We start from the raw sequence: 20,354 nt of genomic DNA, 5'->3' as shown, positions 1-20,354 counted from the left end.
CTCTAACCGCAGGGCCCGCCACACGGCGGGCTTGTTTTTTTGGCGGCTTCATCCACGATGAGAAGAGGAGGACCTAACCATGCAACCGTTTTATCTGCAATACGAGGACGAGCAGATCGAGGTGACTGGCCACTTCCCGGGGCTGGGAGAGCCGCTGCCCAGCTTCATGCTGGTGGACGACCACAACAACGATGTGTCACTGGAGAGCTTTCAGGGTCGGCCCAAGGCCTTGCTGACCTTGCTATCACTCGACGAGAACGAGCACGGTGGCCTGGCGCTGCTGCAGGACACCCGTCGCAGGCTGGAAAAAGCGCCCGCAGTGGAGCTGATCGTGGTGACAGTGGATTCCCCTTCGTCGCTGCGACGTGCCCGGCGTGAACACGGTCTGCCGGGGGTGGCCCTGCTTTCCACGCTTCGCGGGCGCGACTTCCACAAGCATTATGGCGTACTGCTCTCGGCCTATCCCCTGGCGGGCTATACCGCACCCGCCCTGATCCTGGCCGATGTCCAGGGACGGGTAGTATTTGCGGAGCGTCTGCTCCGCAGCGATGCCCGCTTCGACAGCGCCGCCCTAGGTGCGGCCTTGGCGGCCCTGGCAGGTTAGCGCGGACGCAAGAACGGCGGACCCAGTCCGCCGTTCTTGTCTGCACGCGGGGCGTTACGTCAGCACTTCGCCGGTTTCGGCCTTGGGCGTGCGACTGAGCAGCTCGTCCACCACCTGCGCCGGGTCCGCCCCGTAGTACAGCAGGCCGCATACGGCAGCGGTAATCGGCATTTCCACCTGCAGCCGCTCGGCCATTGTCAGCACTTCCCGGGCGGTGGCCACCCCTTCGGCCACATGACCAAGCTCTTCCAGGATAACGGCAAGGGGCTTGCCTTCGGCCAGTTTGAGCCCCACCTGCCGGTTACGCGACAGGGCGCCGGTGCAGGTGAGAATCAGGTCGCCCATTCCGGCCAGACCCATCATGGTCTGCTGACTGGCCCCCAGCGCCATAGCCAGACGTGTGATCTCCGCCAGTCCGCGTGTGATGAGCGCCGCCCGGGCGTTCATGCCGAACCCGAGTCCATCAGCCACACCAGTAGCGATAGCCATCACATTCTTGACCGCGCCGCCGACCTCGACACCGACAAGATCGTCGTTGGCATACAGCCGTAGCAGTGGATTGTGCAGGTCGCGCACGATGCGGCGGGCAAAAGCGGCATCATCGGAGGCGATGGTGACCGCCGCCGGCAGGCCGGCCGCCACCTCCTTGGCAAAGCTCGGGCCGGACAGCACGCCGCAGGCTTCATGGCCCGGACACTCCTCGGCCACGACCTGATGCGGCAGCAGGCTGGAACCTGCCTCGAAGCCCTTGCAGGCCCACAGGAACGGAGGCAGGGGCCTGCCCAGAGCGGTCAGTGCCCGCAAGGTTGGCCGAAGCCCGGCGATCGGTGTTACCACCAGCACCAGCTCTGCGCCCTCCACGGCTCGGGAGAACTCGGCCGTAAGCTCTAGACCAGCCGGGAAGGGGGCATCCGGCAGATAGCGGCGGTTGCACCGCTCGGCCGCCATTTCTGCCACATGATCGGCATGGCGGGACCACAGCGTTACAGCGTGGTGGCGGGCATAGGCCACGGCTAGGGCCGTGCCCCACGCACCCGCACCGAGAACGGCAAGCTTCATGACCGGCGCCCTCCCCTCACAGTCCCCACAGGTCGACAATACGGGCAAAACCGCTGCTGCCGTCACGGTGGCGTACCCGAACCCAGCCGGCACGCGGTTCTTCCTGCATTTCCACCACCGCATCGCGGGTGAGCACGAAGCGTAGCGGTGCGCCCGCTGCAGCACTGTCGCGTACCTCGGCGCGCTCGGCCGTTACCAGCAGCATACGCTGGGTGGAAAGGGCTGCCCCCGGAATCCAGGCAATGCCGCCCGAAGCATCACGGACGCGCGCCCATTCCTTCTGTGTGGACAGCACTTCCACCGGATAGTAGCGGCTGACCACAAACAGTTTACGTGCGGTCAGGGAGGGGGCCTCGTAGAGTGCCACCCCGGTTTCCTTGACCGAACGGAATTCAAGCGCACCGGCCGGCGCCGCGATTCCGGCCGCCAGTGCCAGCATCAGCAAGCAGCGCTTCATGGCGATCAGGCTTCCGCGGACTCGCCGCCTTCAGCTTGGGCGCGCTGCTGCAGGTAGAGCGCCTCGAAGTTGATCGGCGAGAGCAGCACGGGCGGGAAGCCGGCACGGTTTACTAGACTGGAGACCGCTTCGCGGGCATAGGGGAAGAGGATGTTCGGGCAGGCCACACCGAGAATCGGGTCCAGGTCTTCGGCCGGGACATTCTGCACCCGGAAGATGCCCGCCTGGGACACTTCGGCCAGGAACATGGTTTTTTCGGGCAGCTTGGCGGTTACGGTCACCGTGAGGGCGCACTCAAAGAAGCCTTCTTCCAGTTGGGTGCCCTGGGAAGCCAGCTGCATGTCGATTTCAGGCTGGGCCTGTTCCAGGTAGATCTGCGGCGCGTGCGGCACTTCCAGCGAAACGTCCTTCACATAGATCTTTTCGATCGAAAACACGGGCTGCAGGTCTTGTTGGTCGCTCATGGTGTTTCTCGCGTCCCCGGAGGGGTTGGGTTGGTTTGCAAAACGGCATCATCGCATGAAATGGCCCCGGACAGCCACGGCCGGTCAGTCCGCCAGCAGGACGTCCAGCTTGCCTGCGCGCTCCAGCGCGGAGAGGTCGTCGAAGCCCCCGACATGGGTGTCGCCGATGTAGATCTGCGGGACGGTGCGGCGGCCGGTGCGTGCCATCATGGCGTCGCGCTCTGCAGGGTCCTGGTCAATGCGGATTTCCTGGATATCGGTGATGCCCTTGCTGGCCAGAAGACGCTTGGCCATGGTGCAGAAGGGGCACACCATCGTGGTGTACATGGTGACGGGTTTCATGACGAAGTCCTCGTAACAGGGGGCCGGGCCCCGATTATAGCCCTAGCGCCCGCCGGCCTGCGCATCGAAGCGGCGGACGATATCCACCACCACGGCGTCCAGGGCAGGCAGTAGCGCGGGGGCGCGCGGTGAATTGACGATGGCCACCAAGGCCAGACGGCGACCGTCACGCGCCTGCCAGTAGCCAGCCAGGGCGCGTACATTGTCCAGGGTGCCGGTCTTGAGACGCAGCCGCGGGCCCAGTGCGGCAAAGCGCCGCTTCAGGGTTCCCTCCTCGCCGGCTGCCGGCAGCGTATGGACGAAGTCAGCGGCATGCGGTTGGCGCGCTGCGCTCAGGAGCATATTGCCAAGCAGCGTAGCGCTGACGCGTTCGGTCCGGGACAGCCCGGCGCCGTTTTCCAGCACCAGCGGGCTGGTCGGCAGACCGGCTTGGGCCAGGGTATCGGCGATCACCGCCGCGGCGGTACGGGCCGAACCCTGCCCCAAGGCCAGGTAGACGCTGCGGGCCATCGGGTTGTTGCTGTACTTGTTGACGTCTGCAAGCAGGGTGCCAAGGGGGGGCGAGAGATGCTGCACCAGGTCGCGCGCATCGGCCGGAAGGGGGGCGATGTCCAGACCGGCAGGCCCCTTGCCGCCCAGAAGTTCCCACTGGCTGCGGAAGGCCTCGGTGGCATAGGTGTCGTGATCCAGCGGCAAGTTGACGGGCAGGCGCTCGCCAGCGCAGGCCGGGGGCAACGTGCCGCTCAGGTACAGATCCAGTCCGGACTGCTGCAGACTGACCCGCTCGGCAGGCGTCGTGCAGGGCCCATTGCCACCGCGCAGAAGGTTGGCCGAAACACGTACGCCGGACAGCGGCGGATCGAGCCGCACCGCCCAGCCGTCCGCCTCAGGCTCCAGCCGCAGCCACGCCGTCTTCCACTCCAGCAGATGGGTGTCGGGCGCAACGCTGAACAGGCGCTCCGCATCCCCGGCAAAGCCGTCGGCGCTACCGATGTCGCGATAGGCCTGCTTGTCGAGCACCAGCCGGCCTTCGATGGTGTGGATGCCCTGCAGGCGCAGGTCGTAGAGCATGCTGCGCAGATCGGAAAGCAAAAAGCGTGGATCGCCGCTGCCCACCCAGTAGAGGTCGCCCTTGAGCACACCGTTGACCACGGGGGCGCTGCTGGCGAACCGGGTCTTCCAGCGGTAGTCCGGACCCAGCCGGGTCAGGGCAGCCCAGCTGGTGAGCAGCTTCATCGTCGAGGCCGGCTGCACGGCCACATCGGCCCGATGGGCTTCGAGCGGCGCGCCGCCTTCCACCGGGGCGGCCCAGACAGTGATCTCGTCCGGGGCCATACCATGCAGGTCGAGGGCGCCGGCCAGCGGGGACAGCAGGATAAGCAGCAGGGCAATACATCGATGGGACATCAAGTCTCCTGGGGATCGACGTCCAGCGACCAGCGCAGGGAACGGCTGGCACGACGAGCAGCCGCCTCCACCTGTGGCACAGCCTCGGACAGGAAATGCTGCAGCCGCTGGCGACTGCAGCTCTCGAAACTCAGCTGGGCCCGCTCGCGTCCGGCCAGCCGGGTCATCAGCGCCGGGGCGGGGCCGACGATTTCGATACCTTCGGCCAGGGGCTCCAGCGCTTCGCGCAGCCGGTCGAGGAAAGCCATCGCATCCTTCAGATCGGGCGCATCAGCGCGCAGCAGGGCCTGGCTGCAATAGGGCGGGAACCGGGCAGCCTGGCGCTCTTCGGCCAAGGTGCGGGCGTAGCCATCGAAGTCGTGCCGACACAGGGCCTGGTAGAGGGGATGGTCCGGCCACTGGGTCTGGATCAGGACACGGCCCGGCGTATCCGCCCGACCGGCGCGGCCTGCCACCTGATTGAGCAACGCGAACAACCGCTCGGTGGCGCGGAAGTCGGCAGAATAGAGCCCGCTGTCGGCATTGAGCACCACCACCAGGCCCAGGCTGCCAAAGTCGTGGCCCTTGGCCAGCATCTGCGTGCCGACGAGGACATCCACTTCCTCCGCCTGGATGCGCTGGTAGAGCTGGTCCCAGTCGTCCTTGCGCCGGGTGGTATCCCGGTCGATACGCAGCAGCCGTGCCTCAGGCAGCATGGCCGTCAGCGCCGCCTCCAACCGTTGCGTTCCCTCACCCAGTGGCCGGATGTCCACGTTGCCGCAATCCGGGCAGCTGCCGGGCACCGGCGCGTCCCAGCCGCAATGGTGACAGCGCAACCGCCGCTCGGGCAGGTGGATGACGAGCTTGCTGCTGCAATGCGGGCAACCGGAAGTCCAGCCGCAGTCGGTACATGCCAGCACCGGGGCATAGCCACGACGGTTGATGAACACCAGGCTCATCTGCCCGGCACGCTGTGCCGTACGCAGGGCCTCCACCGACTCTTCGGCCAACCCTTCGGTGCGCTTCTTGCGCCGCATATCGATCAGCTGCACTTCGGGCAGCCGCGCAGCGCCGTGCGCCCGCTGCGTCAGACGCAGGCGCCGGTAGCGGCCGGCCTCGACGTTGGCCAGGCTTTCTAGGCTGGGGGTGGCGCTGCCCAGCACCACCGGTACGGCGGCCTGATGCGCACGCCAGACGGCCAGGTCGCGCGCATGGTAGCGCAGCCCCTCCTGCTGCTTGAACGAGGTGTCGTGCTCTTCGTCCACCACGATCAGGCCGAGCCGCGGCAGCGGAGTGAACACCGCCAGCCGAGTGCCGATGACGATGCCCGCCCGCCCCTGCCAGCCATCCACCCAGCCCGCCAGCCGCTCGCCGTCCGACAGACCGCTGTGCAGGGTGACCAGCGGCGTGTCGGGAAAGCGGGCTGCGAAGCGCTCGATCAGTTGCGGGGTGAGGTTGATTTCCGGGATCAGCACCAAGACCTGTTGGCCGGCCGCGAGCACACGGGCCATCAGCTGCAGGTAGACCTCGGTCTTGCCACTGCCGGTGATACCGTGCAGCAGCCAGGCGGAGAACCCCTGCGCCAGCGCACCCGCAAGGGCCTGCAGGACCGTCTGCTGCTCGCCGTTAAGCGCCAGGACCGGGCCCTCGCGAAAAGACAGCGCAGCCGGCTCACCGCTGGCCACCCGGCCTTCGGCCAACCATGCCTTCAGGATCGCGCTGGCCTGCGGGGCCAGCGGGCGCAGCGCCGCCAGCGTACAGGCTTCCTCAGCCAGTGCCTGCCACACTGCCCGCCGCGCCCGGTGGGCCGCGGGAGGCGGCGTCTCCCGCCCTGCGGGTGTCAGCCACCAGTGCCGGCGATCAGGCAGACGCACATTCCCCGGCTGGCGCAGCGCCGTGGGCAGTGCGGTGAACAGTGTCTGGCCATAGGGATGGTGATAATAGGCCGCGGCAAACGCCACCATCTCCAGGAAGCTGACAGGCAGCGGGGGCAGGTCGTCGAAGATTTCCAGCACCGGCTTGATGCGTGCCGGGTCGAGCCCGCCCGGCGCCGACGGCCCGGTTACGATGCCACAGACACGCCGCGGCCCGAACGGGACGGCCACCCGTGTTCCGGTAGGCAGCGGCCGCTCGCAGCAGTAGGTGAAGGTCTCCCGCAGCGGTACGTCCACGGCAACCTGAAGATAGACGTCGTTGGCCATGAAAAGCAGTATCCGGTAAGGCGCCACGCAGGCGTCAGATGCCATGCACAGCTATTGTGGATAACCGTGTGAACAGAGGCTGGATGGGTGTGCCGAAAGCCCGGCAGGCCGGGCTTTCGGTCAGACTGCGCAAAAAATAGGCTACCGAAGGGACAGGTGCAAAGCAGCCCCGGCCTGTCCCGGTCGGGGGTCTCAGGCGTGGTAGGGGCGCGACAGGCTGTGCACCGCTTCGACCAAGGCGGCGGCATTGGCAGGATCCACATGCTGCGAGATGCCATGCCCGAGGTTGAAGACGTGGCCGCTGCCTTGTCCGTAAGCGGCCAGTACCCGCGCTACCTCCTGGCGTACCGATTCCGGCGAGCCGAACAGGGCCGCCGGATCCAGGTTGCCCTGCAGGGCCACCCTGTCGCCCACCCGCTGGCGCGCCAGGCCGATGTCGGTGGTCCAGTCCAGGCCAACCGCATCGGCACCGATGGCCGCGATGTCTTCCAGCCATTGTCCTCCACCCTTGGTGAACACGATCACCGGCACGCGACGGCCCTCGTTCTCGCGCTTGAGCCCGGCCACAATGCGCTGCATGTAGGCCAGCGAGAACTCGCGGTAGGCGGACGGGGTGAGCGAGCCGCCCCAGGTGTCAAAAATCTGGACTGCCTGCGCGCCAGCCTCAATCTGGGCATTCAGATAGGCGGTCACCGCCTCGGTGTTCACTTCGAGGATGCGATGCAGCAGGTCGGGCCGGCTGTAGAGCATCGCCTTGATATGCCGGAAGTCATCCGAGCCGCCGCCCTCCACCATATAGCACGCCAAGGTGTAGGGGCTGCCGGAGAAACCGATCAGCGGCACCCGGCCGTCCAGTGCCTTACGGATACTGGCCACAGCGTCGATCACGTAGCCCAGCCGGTCTTCCACATGCGGTACCGCCAAGGCGTGCACCGCAGCCTCGTCCCGCACCGGACGCTGGAACTTTGGCCCTTCCCCTTCGGCAAAATACAGACCCAGGCCCATCGCGTCCGGCACCGTCAGGATGTCGGAGAACAGAATGGCCGCATCCAGCGGGAAGCGTTCAAGCGGCTGCAGTGTCACTTCCGTCGCATAGTCCGGGCTGGTGCACAGTCCCATGAAGCTGCCGGCGCGGGCCCGCGTGGCCCGGTATTCGGGCAGGTAACGCCCGGCCTGGCGCATCATCCAGACGGGCGTGTAGTCAACAGGCTCCTTGCAGAGCGCACGCAGGAAGGTATCGTTTTTGAGAGCGGTCATGATGGCTGTGAAGTGAAAAGTCCGCCGGCATTATAACCGGCTGCGGCGCGGACCGCCGGTTTGGCGCAAGCCGCAGCCGCTCAGGCCGAAGGCATCATCACCCGGTTGCGTCCGGCAGCCTTGGCGGCATAGAGCGCCTCGTCCGCAGCCCGCACCAGCGCGGCCGGGTCCACCCCCGAAGCGGGGTGCTGTGTGGCCAGACCGATGCTCACGGTGACGCAGCCCTGCACCGGCGAGGCTGCATGCTCCATGCACGCCGCTTCGATGCCTGCCCGCAGGCGTTCGGCCCGCTCTAACGCCGCATGCCGACTACAGCCGGGCATGAGCACCAGAAACTCCTCGCCACCGTAGCGTGCGGCGATGTCGGCAGTGGCACGGGTATGAGCATCCAGAAGGCGCGCCACCTGCCTGAGCACCTCGTCCCCAGCCTGATGGCCATAGAAATCGTTAAACGCCTTGAATTCGTCCACATCGATGAACAGCAGCCCGACCTCGCCCCCGGTTGTGGCCGCGGCCTCCCACACTTCGTGCAGCCTGGTCTCGAAGGCCCGCCGGTTGAGCAGCCCGGTAAGGCCGTCCACCGCAGACAGCTGCGCCAGCCGTGCATTGGCTTGCGCCAGTGCGGCGCCATCCTCCGCAGCAGGGCCAGCGCATAGCTACGCCGCTCGTCGCGCTCCAACTGGTAGAGACCGGCCAGCCCCAGCAGCAGGGTGGAGGCCGTGACGGCGGCGATCACCAGGCGGGTAGGCGGATCCACCCCCTGTAGCCCTTCCAGCGCCAGCGTGAAGCCTGCCAGGATGAAACCGCATCCCCAAGCCGTGGGCACGAAGCCAGTGCGCAGCACAAACATCAGGTATACCCCACACAGCAACACCCCGCCGTAATAGTGGTTGGAGGCCGGGGTGAGGCTCAGGGAAAAGAAGACCACCAGGGCCAAGGTACCGAGGGTGGTGGCCCCCACCATGCCCAGGTCACACCACGGCTGGAAGCGGCGCCAGAAGCTGAGGGCGATGACCGAGCCGGTGATCAGGGGCATGCCCAGAAGGCGCCACGGCCAGATGGAGGGAAAGATGTCGTGCAGCGCGAACCAGTCGACGCCAGTGTAGGCCATGTAGATCAGGATGCCGACGAGGCCGAAGGACCGGTAGCGTCGCAGCCGGCCAGCCAGAGTGTCCGCACGAAACGCCCGCTCCATCGCCGGTGCAAAGGCCAGCACGTGCCATGGCGAGGCCAGATAGGCGAGCGCCGCGCTGCGTATTTGGCTATCGGTTTCTTCGGGGCGGGTCATGCCGTCAGTCTAGGCGCCCTGTCCGGCAGACTCAACACCCTGATGGAAAAGGGATTCCCGGAAGAACGTTGGCCGAAGCCGCGGCTTAAACGTCGGCTTCCACCTCATTGCCGCGGGCCTCCATCCAGCTGCGCCGGCTGGCGGCCTCGCCCTTACCCATCAGCATGGAGAACATGCGTCGCGTCTCGTCCAGGGCCCCCGGGCGAATGCGCACCTGCGTCAGCCGTCGCGTGTCCGGATGCATGGTGGTGTCCCGCAACTGCTCGGGGTTCATTTCGCCCAAGCCCTTGAATCGGCTGATGGCCAGACTGCTTTCACGCACGTTCTCGCTGCGCAGCCGCTCCAAGGTGGCCGTCAGTTCTGCTTCGTCGAGTGCGTAGATCTTGCGCGGCGGCCGGCTCTTGCCCTGTCCCGGCACGTCCACCCGATAAAGCGGCGGCTGGGCGATGTAGATGTGGCCCTTTTCCAACAGGCGCGAGAAATGGCGGTAGAACAGCGTGAGCAGCAGCACCTGGATGTGCGAACCATCCACATCGGCATCGGAAAGGATGGCGATCTTACCGTAGCGCAGTCCCGAGAGATCCACTTCGTCGCCCGGGGCATGCGGGTCCACGCCGATGGCCACTGAAATATCGTGGATCTCCGCGTTGGAGAAGAGTTGGTCCCGGTCGGTTTCCCAACTGTTGAGCACCTTGCCGCGCAAGGGCAGGATGGCTTGGTATTCCTTGTCGCGCGCAAGCTTGGCCGAACCTCCGGCAGAGTCCCCTTCCACCAGGAAGAGCTCGTTGCGCTCGATATCCTCGCTTTCGCAGTCGGTCAGCTTGCCCGGCAGTACGGCGACGCCCGAGCCTTTCTTCTTCTCGACTTTCTTGACCGACTTCAGTCGCGACTGGGCTTGGCGGATGGCCAGTTCCGCAATCTTCTTGCCGGCCTCTACATGCTGGTTGAGCCACAGTTCCACCGGGTCGCGCACCAAGGTCGCCACCAGCTTGAGGGCATCGCGGCTGGTGAGCTTCTCCTTGGTCTGCCCCTGAAACTGCGGATCGAGGACCCGTGCCGACAGCACGAAGCGCACACGGCTCCATACGTCCTCGGCCATCAGTTTCACCCCGCGCGGCAGCAGGTTGTGGTGGTCAACAAAACTTTTCACCGCCTCGAAGACACCAGCGCGCAGGCCGGCTTCGTGGGTACCGCCAGACGGAGTGGGAATCAGGTTGACGTAGCTCTCGCCCCCCGCGCCATCCTCGAACCAGGCCAGCGCCCACTGGGCGCCCTCGCCGGGCGCGAACTGTTCATGGTCCCGGCCGATGTAGGCCTCGGCCGAGAACAGCGGCGCCACCGGCTCGTCGCCGTTGAAGAGCTCGGCCAGATAGCTCTTGAGGCCTTCCGGATATTGCCACTGCCGTATCTCGGGCGCTTCCGGCCGCTCGACCGTCAACGTCACCGTCACGCCCGGCAGCAGTACCGCCTTCGCGCGCAGCAAGCGCTCCAGCTCCGACATCGAATAGCGCGGGCTTTCGAAATAGCGGGCATCCGGCCAGACGCGCACCCGGGTACCGCTGGTGCGGGGCTTGCACTCGCCCACGCGTGCCAGCGGCTCCACCACGTCGCCACCGGCAAAAGCCATGCGCCACACGCCGCCATCGCGCCGCACCTCCACCTCCAGCCGGGTCGAGAGCGCGTTGGTCACCGACACCCCGACACCGTGCAGGCCGCCGGAGAAGGCGTAGGCCCCTCCATCCTTTTTGTTGAACTTGCCGCCCGCATGCAGCCGGGTGAACACCAGTTCCACCACAGGCACCCCTTCCTGCGGGTGCAGTCCCACCGGGATACCACGCCCATCGTCCTCCACCGACAGCGAACCATCCAGATGCACCGTGACGGCAATGCGGCGCGCAAAGCCGCCCAATGCCTCGTCGGCAGCGTTGTCGATGACTTCCTGGCAGATATGGGTGGGGTCGGTGGTGCGGGTGTACATGCCCGGACGCTCTTTGACGGGCTCCAGGCCCTTGAGCACCCGGACGGAAGATTCGTCGTAGTGTTGGCTCATGTATGTGGCAAGCGAAAGCGGCCTTGCAGCCTAAAGTGCGTTACATGCGGGCAAGCTGGCGATCATGCAAGTGCCCCAGAAGCCCCTGGGCCGCGAGCGCGCCCGTCAGCGCGAGGAACATGTCCCATTGGGTGTCCCAAGGATCGCCCTGTGTGGCGAGGAAGGCATCGGCCCCCTCCCCCAGAGCAAGCGCGGCCGCCCACTCGATCAGTTCGTACAGGGCCGAGAAAGCCAGACAGAAGCAGGTGGACAGGAACAGCAGCCACCCCCGGCCCAATCGCAGCCGCCGCCCAAGTACCTCGCGCGCAAGGATGGCGGGAATGAAACCCTGCGCCAGATGGCCCAGCCGGTCGTAATGGTTGCGCGAGAGGTCGAATGCTTCCTGCAGCCAGAACCCCAACGGGGTCAGGGCATAGGTGTAGTGCGCGCCAACCAGCAGGATGATCGCATGTACTGCCATCAGCCACACGGCCAGACGGGTCCAGGGGAAGCGGGGCCACAAAACGAGAACGAGCGGCAGCCCGACTACGGCCGGCAGCGCCTCCATCCACCATGTAGCTCGGTCATGGGGCGCGATGAAGGACCACACAGCCACCAAAGCCACGAGCCCGAAGGGCAGCCACGGGCGCGGCGTGTCGCTCATGCGCTGTGCCCCCGGTCCGGCAGGTCGGGCACGCTGGCGGCATCCTCACGGTCGCCCTCCTGATGGCCCAGGCGGCGCAGATAGGCCTCACGGCTTTCAACGCCACGCACGAAACGGGTCAGCTCGCGCAGCGCGCGCTCGTAAACATCGCGCTTGAATTCGATGACCGCGTCCACCGGTGCCCAGTAATCGTTCCAGCGCCAGCCGTCAAACTCCGGATGGTTGGTAGCGCGCAGGCACACGTCGCTGTCACGGCCCACCAGCTTGAGCAGGAACCAGATCTGTTTCTGGCCTTTGTAGCTGCCCCGCCATTCACGCCGTACCCAGTTGGTGGGTACGTCATAGCGCAGCCAGTCGCGGGTGCGCCCCAGGATCCTGACGTGCTGCGGCAACAGACCGACTTCTTCCAAGAGCTCGCGGTACATGGCCGCTTCGGGGCTCTCGCCCGGTTTAATGCCCCCTTGCGGAAACTGCCACGAGTGCTCGCGCACCCGCTTGCCCCAGAACACCTGATTGCGGTGGTTGATGAGGATGATTCCGACATTGGGGCGGTATCCGTCCCGGTCCAGCATGAAAAAACCTGCAATTCATCAAGTTGGCCCAATTTTTGCACATTTCGCCCGCCCTGACCACGCAGGTCCGGTCCTGGCTGCCGGGGGCGTCGAAGATATTTGACACCCTCCCCCGTCTTGCTTACAAAAAATAGACACCCACACGGAAACCTTCATGCAGCCCAACTGCCCGCCTCTCCCCTGTCCTGCGCTGCGGGAGCGACCGCTACCGTCTTGGCCGGCGCGCACACGGCGGCTGGTGGCACTCGGTTTTTTCATCCAGCCCTTCACCGCCTTCGGCCAACCTTTTTCCTGCTGACCTGCCCGCCCCTTGGTGGTCCTTTCTTTTAGTCCAGGAAAACACATGAAGACACTGGTGGAGTTTTTTCGTGCGCACGCCGTGATGCACGTCGATTGTCTGTTCTTCGACCTTTGGGGCCGCCCACGCGGCAAGACAGTGAAGGTGGAGACGCTTCTGGCGAGCCCGCTGGCCTTTCCGCAGGTGGCGCTGGTGCAGGCGATCACCGGCGACTGCCTGCAGGAGCTGGTTGACGCCAGCGATCCTGACATGGCGCTGTACCCGGATGAGGAAACTGCGTGGGCCGATCCGCTGCCCCCTGGGCGCGGCTGGGTGCTGTGCGATCTGCGCACCCCGGAAGGGGCGCCGGTGGCCTGGGCACCCCGCGCCGTGCTGGACCGGGTGCTTACGGCCTATGCGGCGCGCGGCCTCATCCCGATTGTCGCGCCCGAGATCGAGTTTTATCTGCTGCCAGACCCGTCGGTTGAAGGGGCCGCCCCGACGCCGGCTGACCCTTACGGGATGGATCGCAGCGGCCCCGCCACCGCAGTGCTCGACCGTCTGCTGGGCGCCTGCGAAACCGCCGGGCTGGGCACCACGATGTTACTCGCAGAGGTGGGTTCCGGTCAGTTCGAGGTCAACCTGCACCATGGTGAGGCACGCAGCCGTGCAGAGAGCGTGCTGCTCTTCAAACGGCTGGCGCGTCAGACAGCGGCCGCTAGCGGTTGGCAGGCGTGCTTCATGGCCAAACCGCTGGCGGACGCTCCGGGCAGTGCCATGCATGTGCACCAAAGCGTGATCCACGCGGACAGCGGTCGGAATGTCTTCTCAGAGGAGACGGGCGAGGCGAGCGGCGCATTTCTGGGTTTCCTGGCAGGGCAGCAGGGGCTGGCCGCAGCCCTGCCCGTGATGGCACCGTATGTGAACTCCTGGCGCCGCCTAGTAGCTCACAGCGCTGCCCCGGTAAATATGGAATGGGGTGAGGACAACCGCACCTGCGGACTCAGGGTGCCCCACTCCGCGCCAGAGGCCCGCCGGGTGGAAAACCGCCTTCCGGGCATCGACTGCAACCCCTACCTCGCTCTAGCGGCCTCGCTGGCTGCCGGGTTGCGGGGGATGGACGAGGCGCAGACTCCGCGTCCGCCGCTGGCCGACAGTGCGTATGCCGCGACGGCCAGCCTGCCCCCCCACGCCGGAGGCCGCCCTGAGCGGGATGCTGGGCTGCGACTGGCTGAAGGAAGCGCTGGGCCCAGCCTTCGTGACGCGCTACGCAGCCCTGCGCCGACATGAACTGGCTGCTTTCGCACGCGAGATTACCCCTTGGGAACACCGCTGCCTGAGCAGCCGAGTGTAACCTCGGTGTCACAGACGGATAGCAGAAGAGGCGTCCCCAGACACCCCTGCCTTGCCCCTGCAACGGGCTGGACCTTAATCTGGCTTGACGCCCTTCTGCGGGAAGGGCCGCTCAACCAGGCCATGCAGTGCAACTCTAGCGGAGGATGTATTGATGAAATACCGGTTAGCCTTGTCTGTCGCCGGCGGCGTGTTCGCCTTCTCCCTTCAACCGGCACTTGCCGCAAGCAAGCTGCTCAATGTCTACAACTGGTCGGACTACATCGCCGAGGACACGGTACCGAATTTCCAGAAGGAAACCGGCATCAAGGTGCGCTACGACGTGTATGACAGCAATGAGATCCTGCAGGCCAAGATGCTGACCGGCAAGTCCGGTTACGATATCGTGGTCCCCAGCAATACCTTTCTGGCCAAACAGATACAGGCTAACCTTTATCTGCCGCTGGACAAGACCAAGCTTAAGAACTACAAACAGCTCGACCCGGAACTCCTCAAGCTGATGGCACAGTTCGACCCGGGCAACAAGTATGCAGTGCCGTACTTCTGGGGCGTGAACACGCTGGGCATCCTGCCGGACAAGGTGCAAAAGGCGCTGGGAGGCAAGTTGCCCGACAAGCAGTGGGATCTTCTCTTCAACCCCGCGGTGGCATCCAAGCTCAAGGGCTGCGGTATCAGCATGCTGGACTCGCCCGCCGAGGTGTTCCCGATGGCGCTGCGCTACCTCGGCAAAGACCCCAACAGCAAGAACGAGGCGGATTACAAGGCAGCGGCCGATCTTCTGAAAAAGATCCGTCCTTATGTCACCCGTTTTTCCTCCTCGGGCTACATCAACGAGCTGGCCAACGGTGACCTGTGCGTGGTGCTCGGTTATGGTGGCGACCTCAACATCGCCAAGCGCCGTGCCGAAGAGGCTAAGAACGGGGTGAAGGTGGAGCCCCTGGTGCCCAAGGAGGGGGTAGCGATCTGGATCGACAGCATGGTGATCCCCAAGGATGCCCAGAACATCGATAACGCCTACCGCTTCATCGATTACAACATCAGCGCCAAAGTGGCGGCGGCCAACGCCAACTTCGTCACCTACGCGCCGGGCAACCTTGAGGCACGCAAGCTGATCAAGCCCGAGTACCTTAACAACCGCTCTATCTTCCCGAGCTCGGCCGACATGAAGAACAGCTTTGTCATGATGTCGATGGATGCGAAGACGCAGCGCCTGACCACGCGCCTGTGGCAGGAAATCAAGACGATGAAGAAGTAAACTGTGCAGGGTGCGGCCGGCTGCAGGGAACTGCGGCCGGCCTTTGCCGTTCCTAACGGTTCACTTTCCGGTTCAACCAGTCCATGCGCTATCGCCTGCCGTTTCGTCCTTTCCGCCCGCGCCGTCTGCCCGTCACCCAACCCGCCTTCCGCCTGGATGCGGACGCGGTTGAAGTGCTGGATAGCACGGCCGCCTTCCGCATCCGCCTGCTGGCGCTGATCCATGCCGCCCGCAGCCGCATCCACATCGCGGCCCTGTACCTGCAGGAAGATGAAGGCGGCCAGGAGATTCTGGATGCCCTGTACGCGGCCAAGGCGGCACAGCCCGGTCTCGATATCCGCGTGTTCGTGGACTGGCACCGTGCCCGACGCGGTCTGGTGGGGCAGAAAAAGCATGCCGGCAACGCGGCGTGGTATCAGGCCCAGGCCGCACTGCACGAAGCCTCCGTCCCGATTTACGGGGTGCCGGTGCAGACGCGCGAGATCTTCGGAGTGTTTCATCTGAAGGGGTTCGTCATCGACGACACCGTGATCTACAGCGGCGCCAGCCTCAACAATGTCTACCTCGACAAGCTGGGCCAGTACCGCTACGACCGCTACCATCTGATCCGGCAGCGCGACCTGGCTCAGGCGATGTCGGCCTGGATGACCGGCATGCTTTCGGCCAACCCTGCCGTGCGGCGCCTGGACCAGCCGACCCTGCCCGATCCGGCCCACAACAACCGCATCCGCCAGTTCCGCGCCCAGCTGGAGCAAAGTCAGTACGCCCTTGCCGGCAGCACGCTGAGTGAGGATGGCGGGCTGAGCATCACCCCCTATCTGGGGTTGGGCAAGCGCAACCGGTTAAACCGGCTGATCCTGCAACTGGTGGAAGAGACCAGCGAGCACCTGACCCTCTGCACCCCCTACTTCAACCTGCCCACCCTTCTGGAGCAGGCGATCGCCTCGCTGTTGCGGCGCGGGCGGACGGTGACACTGATCGTCGGCGCCAAGACGGCCAACGACTTCTACATTCCGCCGGACCAGCCCTTCAAGTCGATCGGGGCTCTGCCTTATCTGTACGAAATCCGGCTACGACGCTTCGCCCGCCAGCAGCAGACCGCCATCGACCGGCAAAAGCTTCACATCCGCCTGTGGCAGCACGACCACCATACCTACCACCTCAAGGGGATGTGGGTGGATGACCGGTACCAGCTGCTTACCGGCAACAACCTCAATCCGCGCGCATTCCGGTTGGACCTGGAAAATGCGCTGCTCATCCATGACCCCGACAACCGCCTGCAGGCATCGCGCGAAGCCGAACTGGCCCGCATTCTGGCCCATACTTCGCGGATCGACCATTACAGCGCGCTGGAAACCCCGCACGATTATCCGCCCAAGGTGCGCCAGCTGCTGCGCCGTCTGGGCCCGGTAGGCATCCATCGCCTTCTTTACCGACTGCTGTAAGGCACGCATGCACGATCCCATCCCCATCCCGTTCGCCGCCACAGCCGACAGCCGGCCCGCCCTGCTTGTCAGTGCCTGCCTGCTGGGCGCACCGGTACGTTATGACGGCACAGCCAAACCCCTGCCAGAAGGCACACAGGCCAGCCTGGCACACCAGTGGCAGCTGATTGCCGTCTGCCCGGAACGTCTGGGCGGGCTTCCCACACCGCGCCCTGCAGCCGAGATCCTAGGAGGAGACGGGCGCAGCGTGCTGGCGGGCCAGGCCCAGGTATGCGATGCACAGGGGGGTTGCCATACCGCGGCCTTCGTACAGGGGGCACACCTTGCTCTGGTGTTGGCCCAGCGTTGCGGGGCCCGGCATGCGCTCCTCAAGGCCCACAGCCCGTCCTGTGGCAGCGGACGCATCCATGACGGCCAATTTGGCGGTACCCTGCGTCCCGGGGATGGGGTCAGCACCGCCCTGCTGCGCGAGGCGGGCATCACCGTATTCAGCGAACAAGACCTGCAGCACGGCGGCCTGCCAGGGTTGGCCGAAGCCGCGCCCTCCTGAGCCGGACGCAAACAGACTGAAGCCCCGCGACAGCGGGGCTTTTAAGGGGGCTGATGGTCAACAGGCTCAGGACTATGCCCTCTCCTGCCGGTCGGTGGGGTCTTCCGCCTGCGCCTGAGGCGCCTCGCACTCGCTGCCGGGTGTCAGGGCCCAGTCCTTCTCGTCCTTGCGGGTGGCGATGCGCTCCTCAGCGTGCATTGCGGCGCTGGGCGAGATCGGGTCGCTCGCCGGAAAGGTCTGCTCCAGTGCGTCGTCCAGCAGCTCCTGATAGGTGGGGACTTTGTCACACGGTTCTTCGGCTCGCCCTTCCAGACGGGCAGCCTCGCGTTCTTGGGGATCGTCGTGATGATTCATGCTGGCCTCCTTGGGCTAGGACAGGTTGGCCGAAACACGGACGGATGTCCGGCTCCTTTCCTTGCGGTAGCCAAGAACGTGCCTGCCTACTCCAGACGCTGGATCTCGTCGGAGAGCTGCCAGGCCCGAGCCTCCTCCGCGGGCATCGGCCGGGCAAAACAGTAGCCCTGGGCGATGTCGCATCCCAGGCGGCGCAGGGCCTCGGCCGTCTCGTAGTCCTCCACCCCCTCGGCAATCACCTGCAGACCGAAGTTGTGTGCTAGCTCGATCGTGGACTGCACGATCAGGGCATCCTGGGCGTGTTCGGTCATCGCGGCGACGAACACGCGATCGATCTTGAGCGCGCTCACCGGCAGGCTTTTCAGGTAGGCCAGCGACGAGAAGCCGGTGCCAAAGTCATCGATGTAGAGCACCACCCCCAGCGCCCGGATCTGGTTGAGCCGCTGCAATGCAAGCTCGGGGTGGTTCATCAGCGCACTTTCGGTTACCTCCAGCTCCAGCAGCCCCGGCGGCATCCGCGACTCGGTCAGCATGGTGGCCAGGTCTTCCACGAAAGCCGGATCATGCAGGTTGTTGACGCTGATGTTGACGGCCACCGGCACGCTGCGCCCCCGGGCTTGCCAGTGCGCCACATGCTGCAGCGCCTCGCGGATCACCCAGCGGGTCAGCGGGTGGATCAGCTCAGTGTTTTCCGCCAGCGGGATGAACTGCATTGGCGACACCATGCCCCGCTTCGGATGCATCCAGCGCAGCAGGGCCTCGAAGCCCGAGAGCGAGCCGTCCGTGAGCGAGATCTTGGGCTGGTAGTAAAGCGCCAGTTCCCCGGAGCGGATTGCGTGCGCCAGATCCGACTGCAGGGACAGGCGCTCCGGGGTGAAGTGGTCGGATGCGCCCCGATAAAAGGCGTATCCACGCAGTTCGTGCTTGGCGGCATACATCGCAATGTCGGCACAGCGGAACAGGTCGGCCGAAGTCTGCGCATCCTGCGGATAGAAGGCCACCCCTACGCTGGCCGAGACCTCCAGCTTGATGTTTTCGACCTCCATGGGCTCGGAGATCGCGCCTAGCACGATCTGGCACAAGGCGGACACCTCCTCCTCGGACATGCGGCGCCCGGCCAGAAGCGCCAGTTCGTCCCCACCCAAGCGGGCCACATCCACCCCCTGAGGCAACAGCAGCCTGGACAGGCGCTGACCCAGCTTGACGAGCAGTTGGTCACCGGCAGGGTGGCCGAGCGTATCGTTGATCTCCTTGAAGCGGTTCAGGTCCAGCACCAGCAAAGTCTGCGGCAGGCGGCGCGCCAGCCGCGCTTCCAGCGTCTGCGTGAACCAGCGCCGGTTGGGCAGGCCGGTCAGTGTGTCGTGATTGGCCAAAAATTCCTGCTCGCGCAGGTAGCGCTTCTGCACCGAGAGATCGCGCACTACGGCCAGCCACAGCCGCTCGCCGCGCCACTCCACTACCGACAGGCAGACCTCGCACTCGATCGGCTCGCCGGTATCCAGACGCTGATGTACCCAGTCAAACTGCACCAGCCGCTCGCCTGCATCCAGCCGCGACCGGATCTCGCTCTTGCGCGCTTCGGAACTCTGCCCCCCCGGCTGCGTGGGGGGCGAAAGGTCCAGCACGTTCTTGCCGTGCAGCACGTCGGCCGAAGGCGCCCCGAAAAGCGCTACTGCTTCGTGGTTGCAGCCGATGATCTCCCCGTTGCGCATCACCAGCAGGCTGTCACTGACATTGTCCAGCAGGGCCCGGTAGAACGCTTCATTGTCGGAAAGAGAATGCAGCATGCGGCGCAGCAGGTGGGCGACCAGAAACAGGGACAGGATGGCGGCCGCCAGAAGCGTAGCCTGCGCAAGCGTGCGCTGCCGCCAGGGGACCACATAAGCATCGGTCAGCTCGCCGGCCACCGCCAGAAAGGGGTAACGGTCGGACGGCACGAAGCCGAACAGTGTATCGCGGCCGGTATCAAGGTTGGGGCCGATCACCGTCCCGGCCTGGCCCGAGGCCAGGAAGGCCCGCATCGGGGGAACATGCCGGTGGTCCCGTCCGGCATATCGGGCCGGGTTGGGAAGCCGGAAGAGGTTGGTGCCATCCAGCGCGATCAGCCCCGCCACCATGCCACCGGGCTGGCCCAGCCTGGCATACAAGCGTTCGAACTCGCCGATGGGCAGCAGCGCCGCAACATGGCCGCGTCCGGCCTTCAACTGCAAGGGGGAAGCCAGGAGGATGTAAGGTTCAGCCTCTTCGGGTAGGCGCAGCGAGCGCAACACTACCGGGCTCTTGCCACTGACGGGCACAAGCGCCTGTCGTACTGCCGCGGTGACAGGAGGAGAGGCACTCTCCACCGTTTCCGACTGGGCAACCAAGCGCAACCCGGACGGGCTATCCACCGCCAGCCAGCGTGCCGAGGGGTTGTGACGCATGGCCTCGCGCAGGGCGTTATCAACCGTCTCCAGGCTCAGGCCACCACGACGGTCGGCCTCTTCAAGACTGGTCTGGATGGCATGCAGGCTTAGACTATTGAGCTGGAACACCGAGGAGGCATGGGCTTCCAGCGCGCGAGCCAGACTCAGCACCCCGGTGGCCGCATGCGCTTCTTCGTTGCGACGGTCGCGTACGATGTTGAAGGCTGACACCCCGAGCAGGGCGGCCAGCATCAGGAGGAGGAAAAGGGCCAGCGCCCCGCGAAACCGCCGGGTGAGCGCACCACTGTCGCCGCGAAGTCCTTGCATGGGGCTTCCTCGTCAAAAGGCGTGAGGCGGCACCTCACGCACGGGCTTCGGCCAACCTGGCCGGC

Annotated in this window: 19 protein-coding genes; 6 read left to right on the top strand and 13 right to left on the bottom strand. The window is 65.5% G+C overall.

What is annotated here, in order from left to right; translation table 11 throughout:
- Window positions 1-79 precede the first annotated feature (79 nt).
- Window positions 80-604, top strand: a complete 525-nt coding sequence (locus EV669_RS00335; protein WP_132097598.1) for a redoxin family protein — start codon at window positions 80-82, stop codon at window positions 602-604.
- A gap of 54 nt (window positions 605-658) precedes the next feature.
- Here the strand turns inward: EV669_RS00335 and EV669_RS00330 are convergent, their stop codons facing one another.
- The 11 genes from EV669_RS00330 to EV669_RS00280 all read right to left on the bottom strand — a co-directional run bounded on the left by EV669_RS00330 (window position 659) and on the right by EV669_RS00280 (window position 12,323).
- A complete protein-coding gene (locus tag EV669_RS00330; RefSeq protein WP_054285408.1) occupies window positions 659-1,663 on the bottom strand; it encodes an NAD(P)H-dependent glycerol-3-phosphate dehydrogenase in 1,005 nt (334 codons plus the stop codon).
- Between the two features lie 16 nt (window positions 1,664-1,679).
- Window positions 1,680-2,120 carry an SH3 domain-containing protein gene (locus EV669_RS00325; protein ID WP_054285407.1) on the bottom strand — a complete coding sequence of 147 codons (441 nt, stop codon included), beginning with the start codon at window positions 2,118-2,120 and terminating at the stop codon, window positions 1,680-1,682.
- A gap of 5 nt (window positions 2,121-2,125) precedes the next feature.
- Complete coding sequence (gene secB / locus EV669_RS00320) at window positions 2,126-2,584, bottom strand: protein-export chaperone SecB (RefSeq protein ID WP_054285406.1); 459 nt, start codon at window positions 2,582-2,584, stop codon at window positions 2,126-2,128.
- A gap of 84 nt (window positions 2,585-2,668) precedes the next feature.
- Window positions 2,669-2,926, bottom strand: coding sequence for a glutaredoxin 3 (grxC, locus tag EV669_RS00315; protein WP_054285405.1), 258 nt, complete (start codon window positions 2,924-2,926; stop codon window positions 2,669-2,671).
- 42 nt (window positions 2,927-2,968) lie between these two features.
- Entirely contained in the window at window positions 2,969-4,333 is a 1,365-nt protein-coding gene (dacB, locus tag EV669_RS00310; RefSeq protein WP_318271254.1) for a D-alanyl-D-alanine carboxypeptidase/D-alanyl-D-alanine endopeptidase, read from the bottom strand.
- The gene (locus EV669_RS00305) at window positions 4,333-6,558 is read right to left on the bottom strand and encodes a primosomal protein N' (RefSeq protein ID WP_318271253.1); all 2,226 of its coding nucleotides are present in this window, start codon (window positions 6,556-6,558) and stop codon (window positions 4,333-4,335) included. The genes dacB and EV669_RS00305 overlap by 1 nt, the downstream gene beginning before the upstream one ends.
- A gap of 147 nt (window positions 6,559-6,705) precedes the next feature.
- The gene (gene hemE / locus EV669_RS00300; protein WP_054287016.1) at window positions 6,706-7,770 is read right to left on the bottom strand and encodes a uroporphyrinogen decarboxylase; all 1,065 of its coding nucleotides are present in this window, start codon (window positions 7,768-7,770) and stop codon (window positions 6,706-6,708) included.
- 80 nt (window positions 7,771-7,850) lie between these two features.
- On the bottom strand, window positions 7,851-8,360 hold the full coding sequence (locus EV669_RS00295) for a GGDEF domain-containing protein (protein ID WP_318271286.1): 510 nt from the start codon (window positions 8,358-8,360) through the stop codon (window positions 7,851-7,853).
- Window positions 8,361-9,143: 783 nt separating this feature from the next.
- The gene (parE, locus tag EV669_RS00290) at window positions 9,144-11,108 is read right to left on the bottom strand and encodes a DNA topoisomerase IV subunit B (protein WP_132097594.1); all 1,965 of its coding nucleotides are present in this window, start codon (window positions 11,106-11,108) and stop codon (window positions 9,144-9,146) included.
- 40 nt (window positions 11,109-11,148) lie between these two features.
- On the bottom strand, window positions 11,149-11,751 hold the full coding sequence (locus tag EV669_RS00285) for a DUF2238 domain-containing protein (RefSeq protein ID WP_132097593.1): 603 nt from the start codon (window positions 11,749-11,751) through the stop codon (window positions 11,149-11,151).
- Window positions 11,748-12,323, bottom strand: coding sequence for an RNA pyrophosphohydrolase (locus tag EV669_RS00280; protein WP_055434226.1), 576 nt, complete (start codon window positions 12,321-12,323; stop codon window positions 11,748-11,750). The genes EV669_RS00285 and EV669_RS00280 overlap by 4 nt, the downstream gene beginning before the upstream one ends.
- A 343-nt stretch (window positions 12,324-12,666) precedes the next feature.
- Between EV669_RS00280 and EV669_RS00275 the strand changes: the two genes are divergently transcribed.
- From EV669_RS00275 to EV669_RS00255, 5 genes are all read left to right on the top strand, one after another.
- Entirely contained in the window at window positions 12,667-13,890 is a 1,224-nt protein-coding gene (locus EV669_RS00275) for a glutamine synthetase family protein (protein WP_132097592.1), read from the top strand.
- Window positions 13,832-13,954 carry a hypothetical protein gene (locus tag EV669_RS14265; protein WP_404810828.1) on the top strand — a complete coding sequence of 41 codons (123 nt, stop codon included), beginning with the start codon at window positions 13,832-13,834 and terminating at the stop codon, window positions 13,952-13,954. Before EV669_RS00275 ends, EV669_RS14265 begins: the two co-directional genes overlap by 59 nt.
- A gap of 153 nt (window positions 13,955-14,107) precedes the next feature.
- Window positions 14,108-15,208: a polyamine ABC transporter substrate-binding protein gene (locus tag EV669_RS00265; RefSeq protein ID WP_132097590.1), complete on the top strand. Its 1,101-nt coding sequence runs from the start codon at window positions 14,108-14,110 to the stop codon at window positions 15,206-15,208.
- Window positions 15,209-15,291: 83 nt separating this feature from the next.
- Entirely contained in the window at window positions 15,292-16,653 is a 1,362-nt protein-coding gene (gene pssA / locus EV669_RS00260; protein ID WP_132097589.1) for a CDP-diacylglycerol--serine O-phosphatidyltransferase, read from the top strand.
- 7 nt (window positions 16,654-16,660) lie between these two features.
- Complete coding sequence (locus EV669_RS00255) at window positions 16,661-17,203, top strand: DUF523 domain-containing protein (protein ID WP_132097588.1); 543 nt, start codon at window positions 16,661-16,663, stop codon at window positions 17,201-17,203.
- 72 nt (window positions 17,204-17,275) lie between these two features.
- Here EV669_RS00255 and EV669_RS00250 read toward each other — a convergent pair whose 3' ends face one another.
- Both EV669_RS00250 and EV669_RS00245 read right to left on the bottom strand, forming a co-directional pair.
- Complete coding sequence (locus tag EV669_RS00250; RefSeq protein WP_132097587.1) at window positions 17,276-17,557, bottom strand: hypothetical protein; 282 nt, start codon at window positions 17,555-17,557, stop codon at window positions 17,276-17,278.
- Window positions 17,558-17,643: 86 nt separating this feature from the next.
- On the bottom strand, window positions 17,644-20,289 hold the full coding sequence (locus EV669_RS00245; protein ID WP_132097586.1) for a bifunctional diguanylate cyclase/phosphodiesterase: 2,646 nt from the start codon (window positions 20,287-20,289) through the stop codon (window positions 17,644-17,646).
- Window positions 20,290-20,354: the final 65 nt, after the last annotated feature.

Source organism: Gulbenkiania mobilis (assembly GCA_004346645.1).
Classification (GTDB): Bacteria; Pseudomonadota; Gammaproteobacteria; order Burkholderiales; family Chromobacteriaceae; genus Gulbenkiania; species Gulbenkiania mobilis.
The sequence above is the reverse complement of the archived record's forward strand: the minus strand, read 5'-3'. Positions and strand labels throughout refer to the sequence as shown.

Excerpts from the sequence above, each read along its gene's own strand:
- EV669_RS00330 (WP_054285408.1), bottom strand. The coding sequence starts at position 1,663 with ATGAAGCTTGCCGTTCTCGGTGCGGGTGCGTGGGGCACGGCCCTAGCC.
- EV669_RS00255 (WP_132097588.1), top strand. The coding sequence starts at position 16,661 with ATGCACGATCCCATCCCCATCCCGTTCGCCGCCACAGCCGACAGCCGG.
- parE (WP_132097594.1), bottom strand. The coding sequence starts at position 11,108 with ATGAGCCAACACTACGACGAATCTTCCGTCCGGGTGCTCAAGGGCCTG.
- dacB (WP_318271254.1), bottom strand. The coding sequence starts at position 4,333 with ATGTCCCATCGATGTATTGCCCTGCTGCTTATCCTGCTGTCCCCGCTG.
- pssA (WP_132097589.1), top strand. The coding sequence starts at position 15,292 with ATGCGCTATCGCCTGCCGTTTCGTCCTTTCCGCCCGCGCCGTCTGCCC.
- EV669_RS00280 (WP_055434226.1), bottom strand. The coding sequence starts at position 12,323 with ATGCTGGACCGGGACGGATACCGCCCCAATGTCGGAATCATCCTCATC.
- EV669_RS00275 (WP_132097592.1), top strand. The coding sequence starts at position 12,667 with ATGAAGACACTGGTGGAGTTTTTTCGTGCGCACGCCGTGATGCACGTC.
- hemE (WP_054287016.1), bottom strand. The coding sequence starts at position 7,770 with ATGACCGCTCTCAAAAACGATACCTTCCTGCGTGCGCTCTGCAAGGAG.
- EV669_RS00335 (WP_132097598.1), top strand. The coding sequence starts at position 80 with ATGCAACCGTTTTATCTGCAATACGAGGACGAGCAGATCGAGGTGACT.
- secB (WP_054285406.1), bottom strand. The coding sequence starts at position 2,584 with ATGAGCGACCAACAAGACCTGCAGCCCGTGTTTTCGATCGAAAAGATC.
- EV669_RS00325 (WP_054285407.1), bottom strand. The coding sequence starts at position 2,120 with ATGAAGCGCTGCTTGCTGATGCTGGCACTGGCGGCCGGAATCGCGGCG.
- EV669_RS00245 (WP_132097586.1), bottom strand. The coding sequence starts at position 20,289 with ATGCAAGGACTTCGCGGCGACAGTGGTGCGCTCACCCGGCGGTTTCGC.
- grxC (WP_054285405.1), bottom strand. The coding sequence starts at position 2,926 with ATGAAACCCGTCACCATGTACACCACGATGGTGTGCCCCTTCTGCACC.
- EV669_RS00250 (WP_132097587.1), bottom strand. The coding sequence starts at position 17,557 with ATGAATCATCACGACGATCCCCAAGAACGCGAGGCTGCCCGTCTGGAA.
- EV669_RS00265 (WP_132097590.1), top strand. The coding sequence starts at position 14,108 with ATGAAATACCGGTTAGCCTTGTCTGTCGCCGGCGGCGTGTTCGCCTTC.
- EV669_RS00285 (WP_132097593.1), bottom strand. The coding sequence starts at position 11,751 with ATGAGCGACACGCCGCGCCCGTGGCTGCCCTTCGGGCTCGTGGCTTTG.
- EV669_RS00305 (WP_318271253.1), bottom strand. The coding sequence starts at position 6,558 with ATGGCATCTGACGCCTGCGTGGCGCCTTACCGGATACTGCTTTTCATG.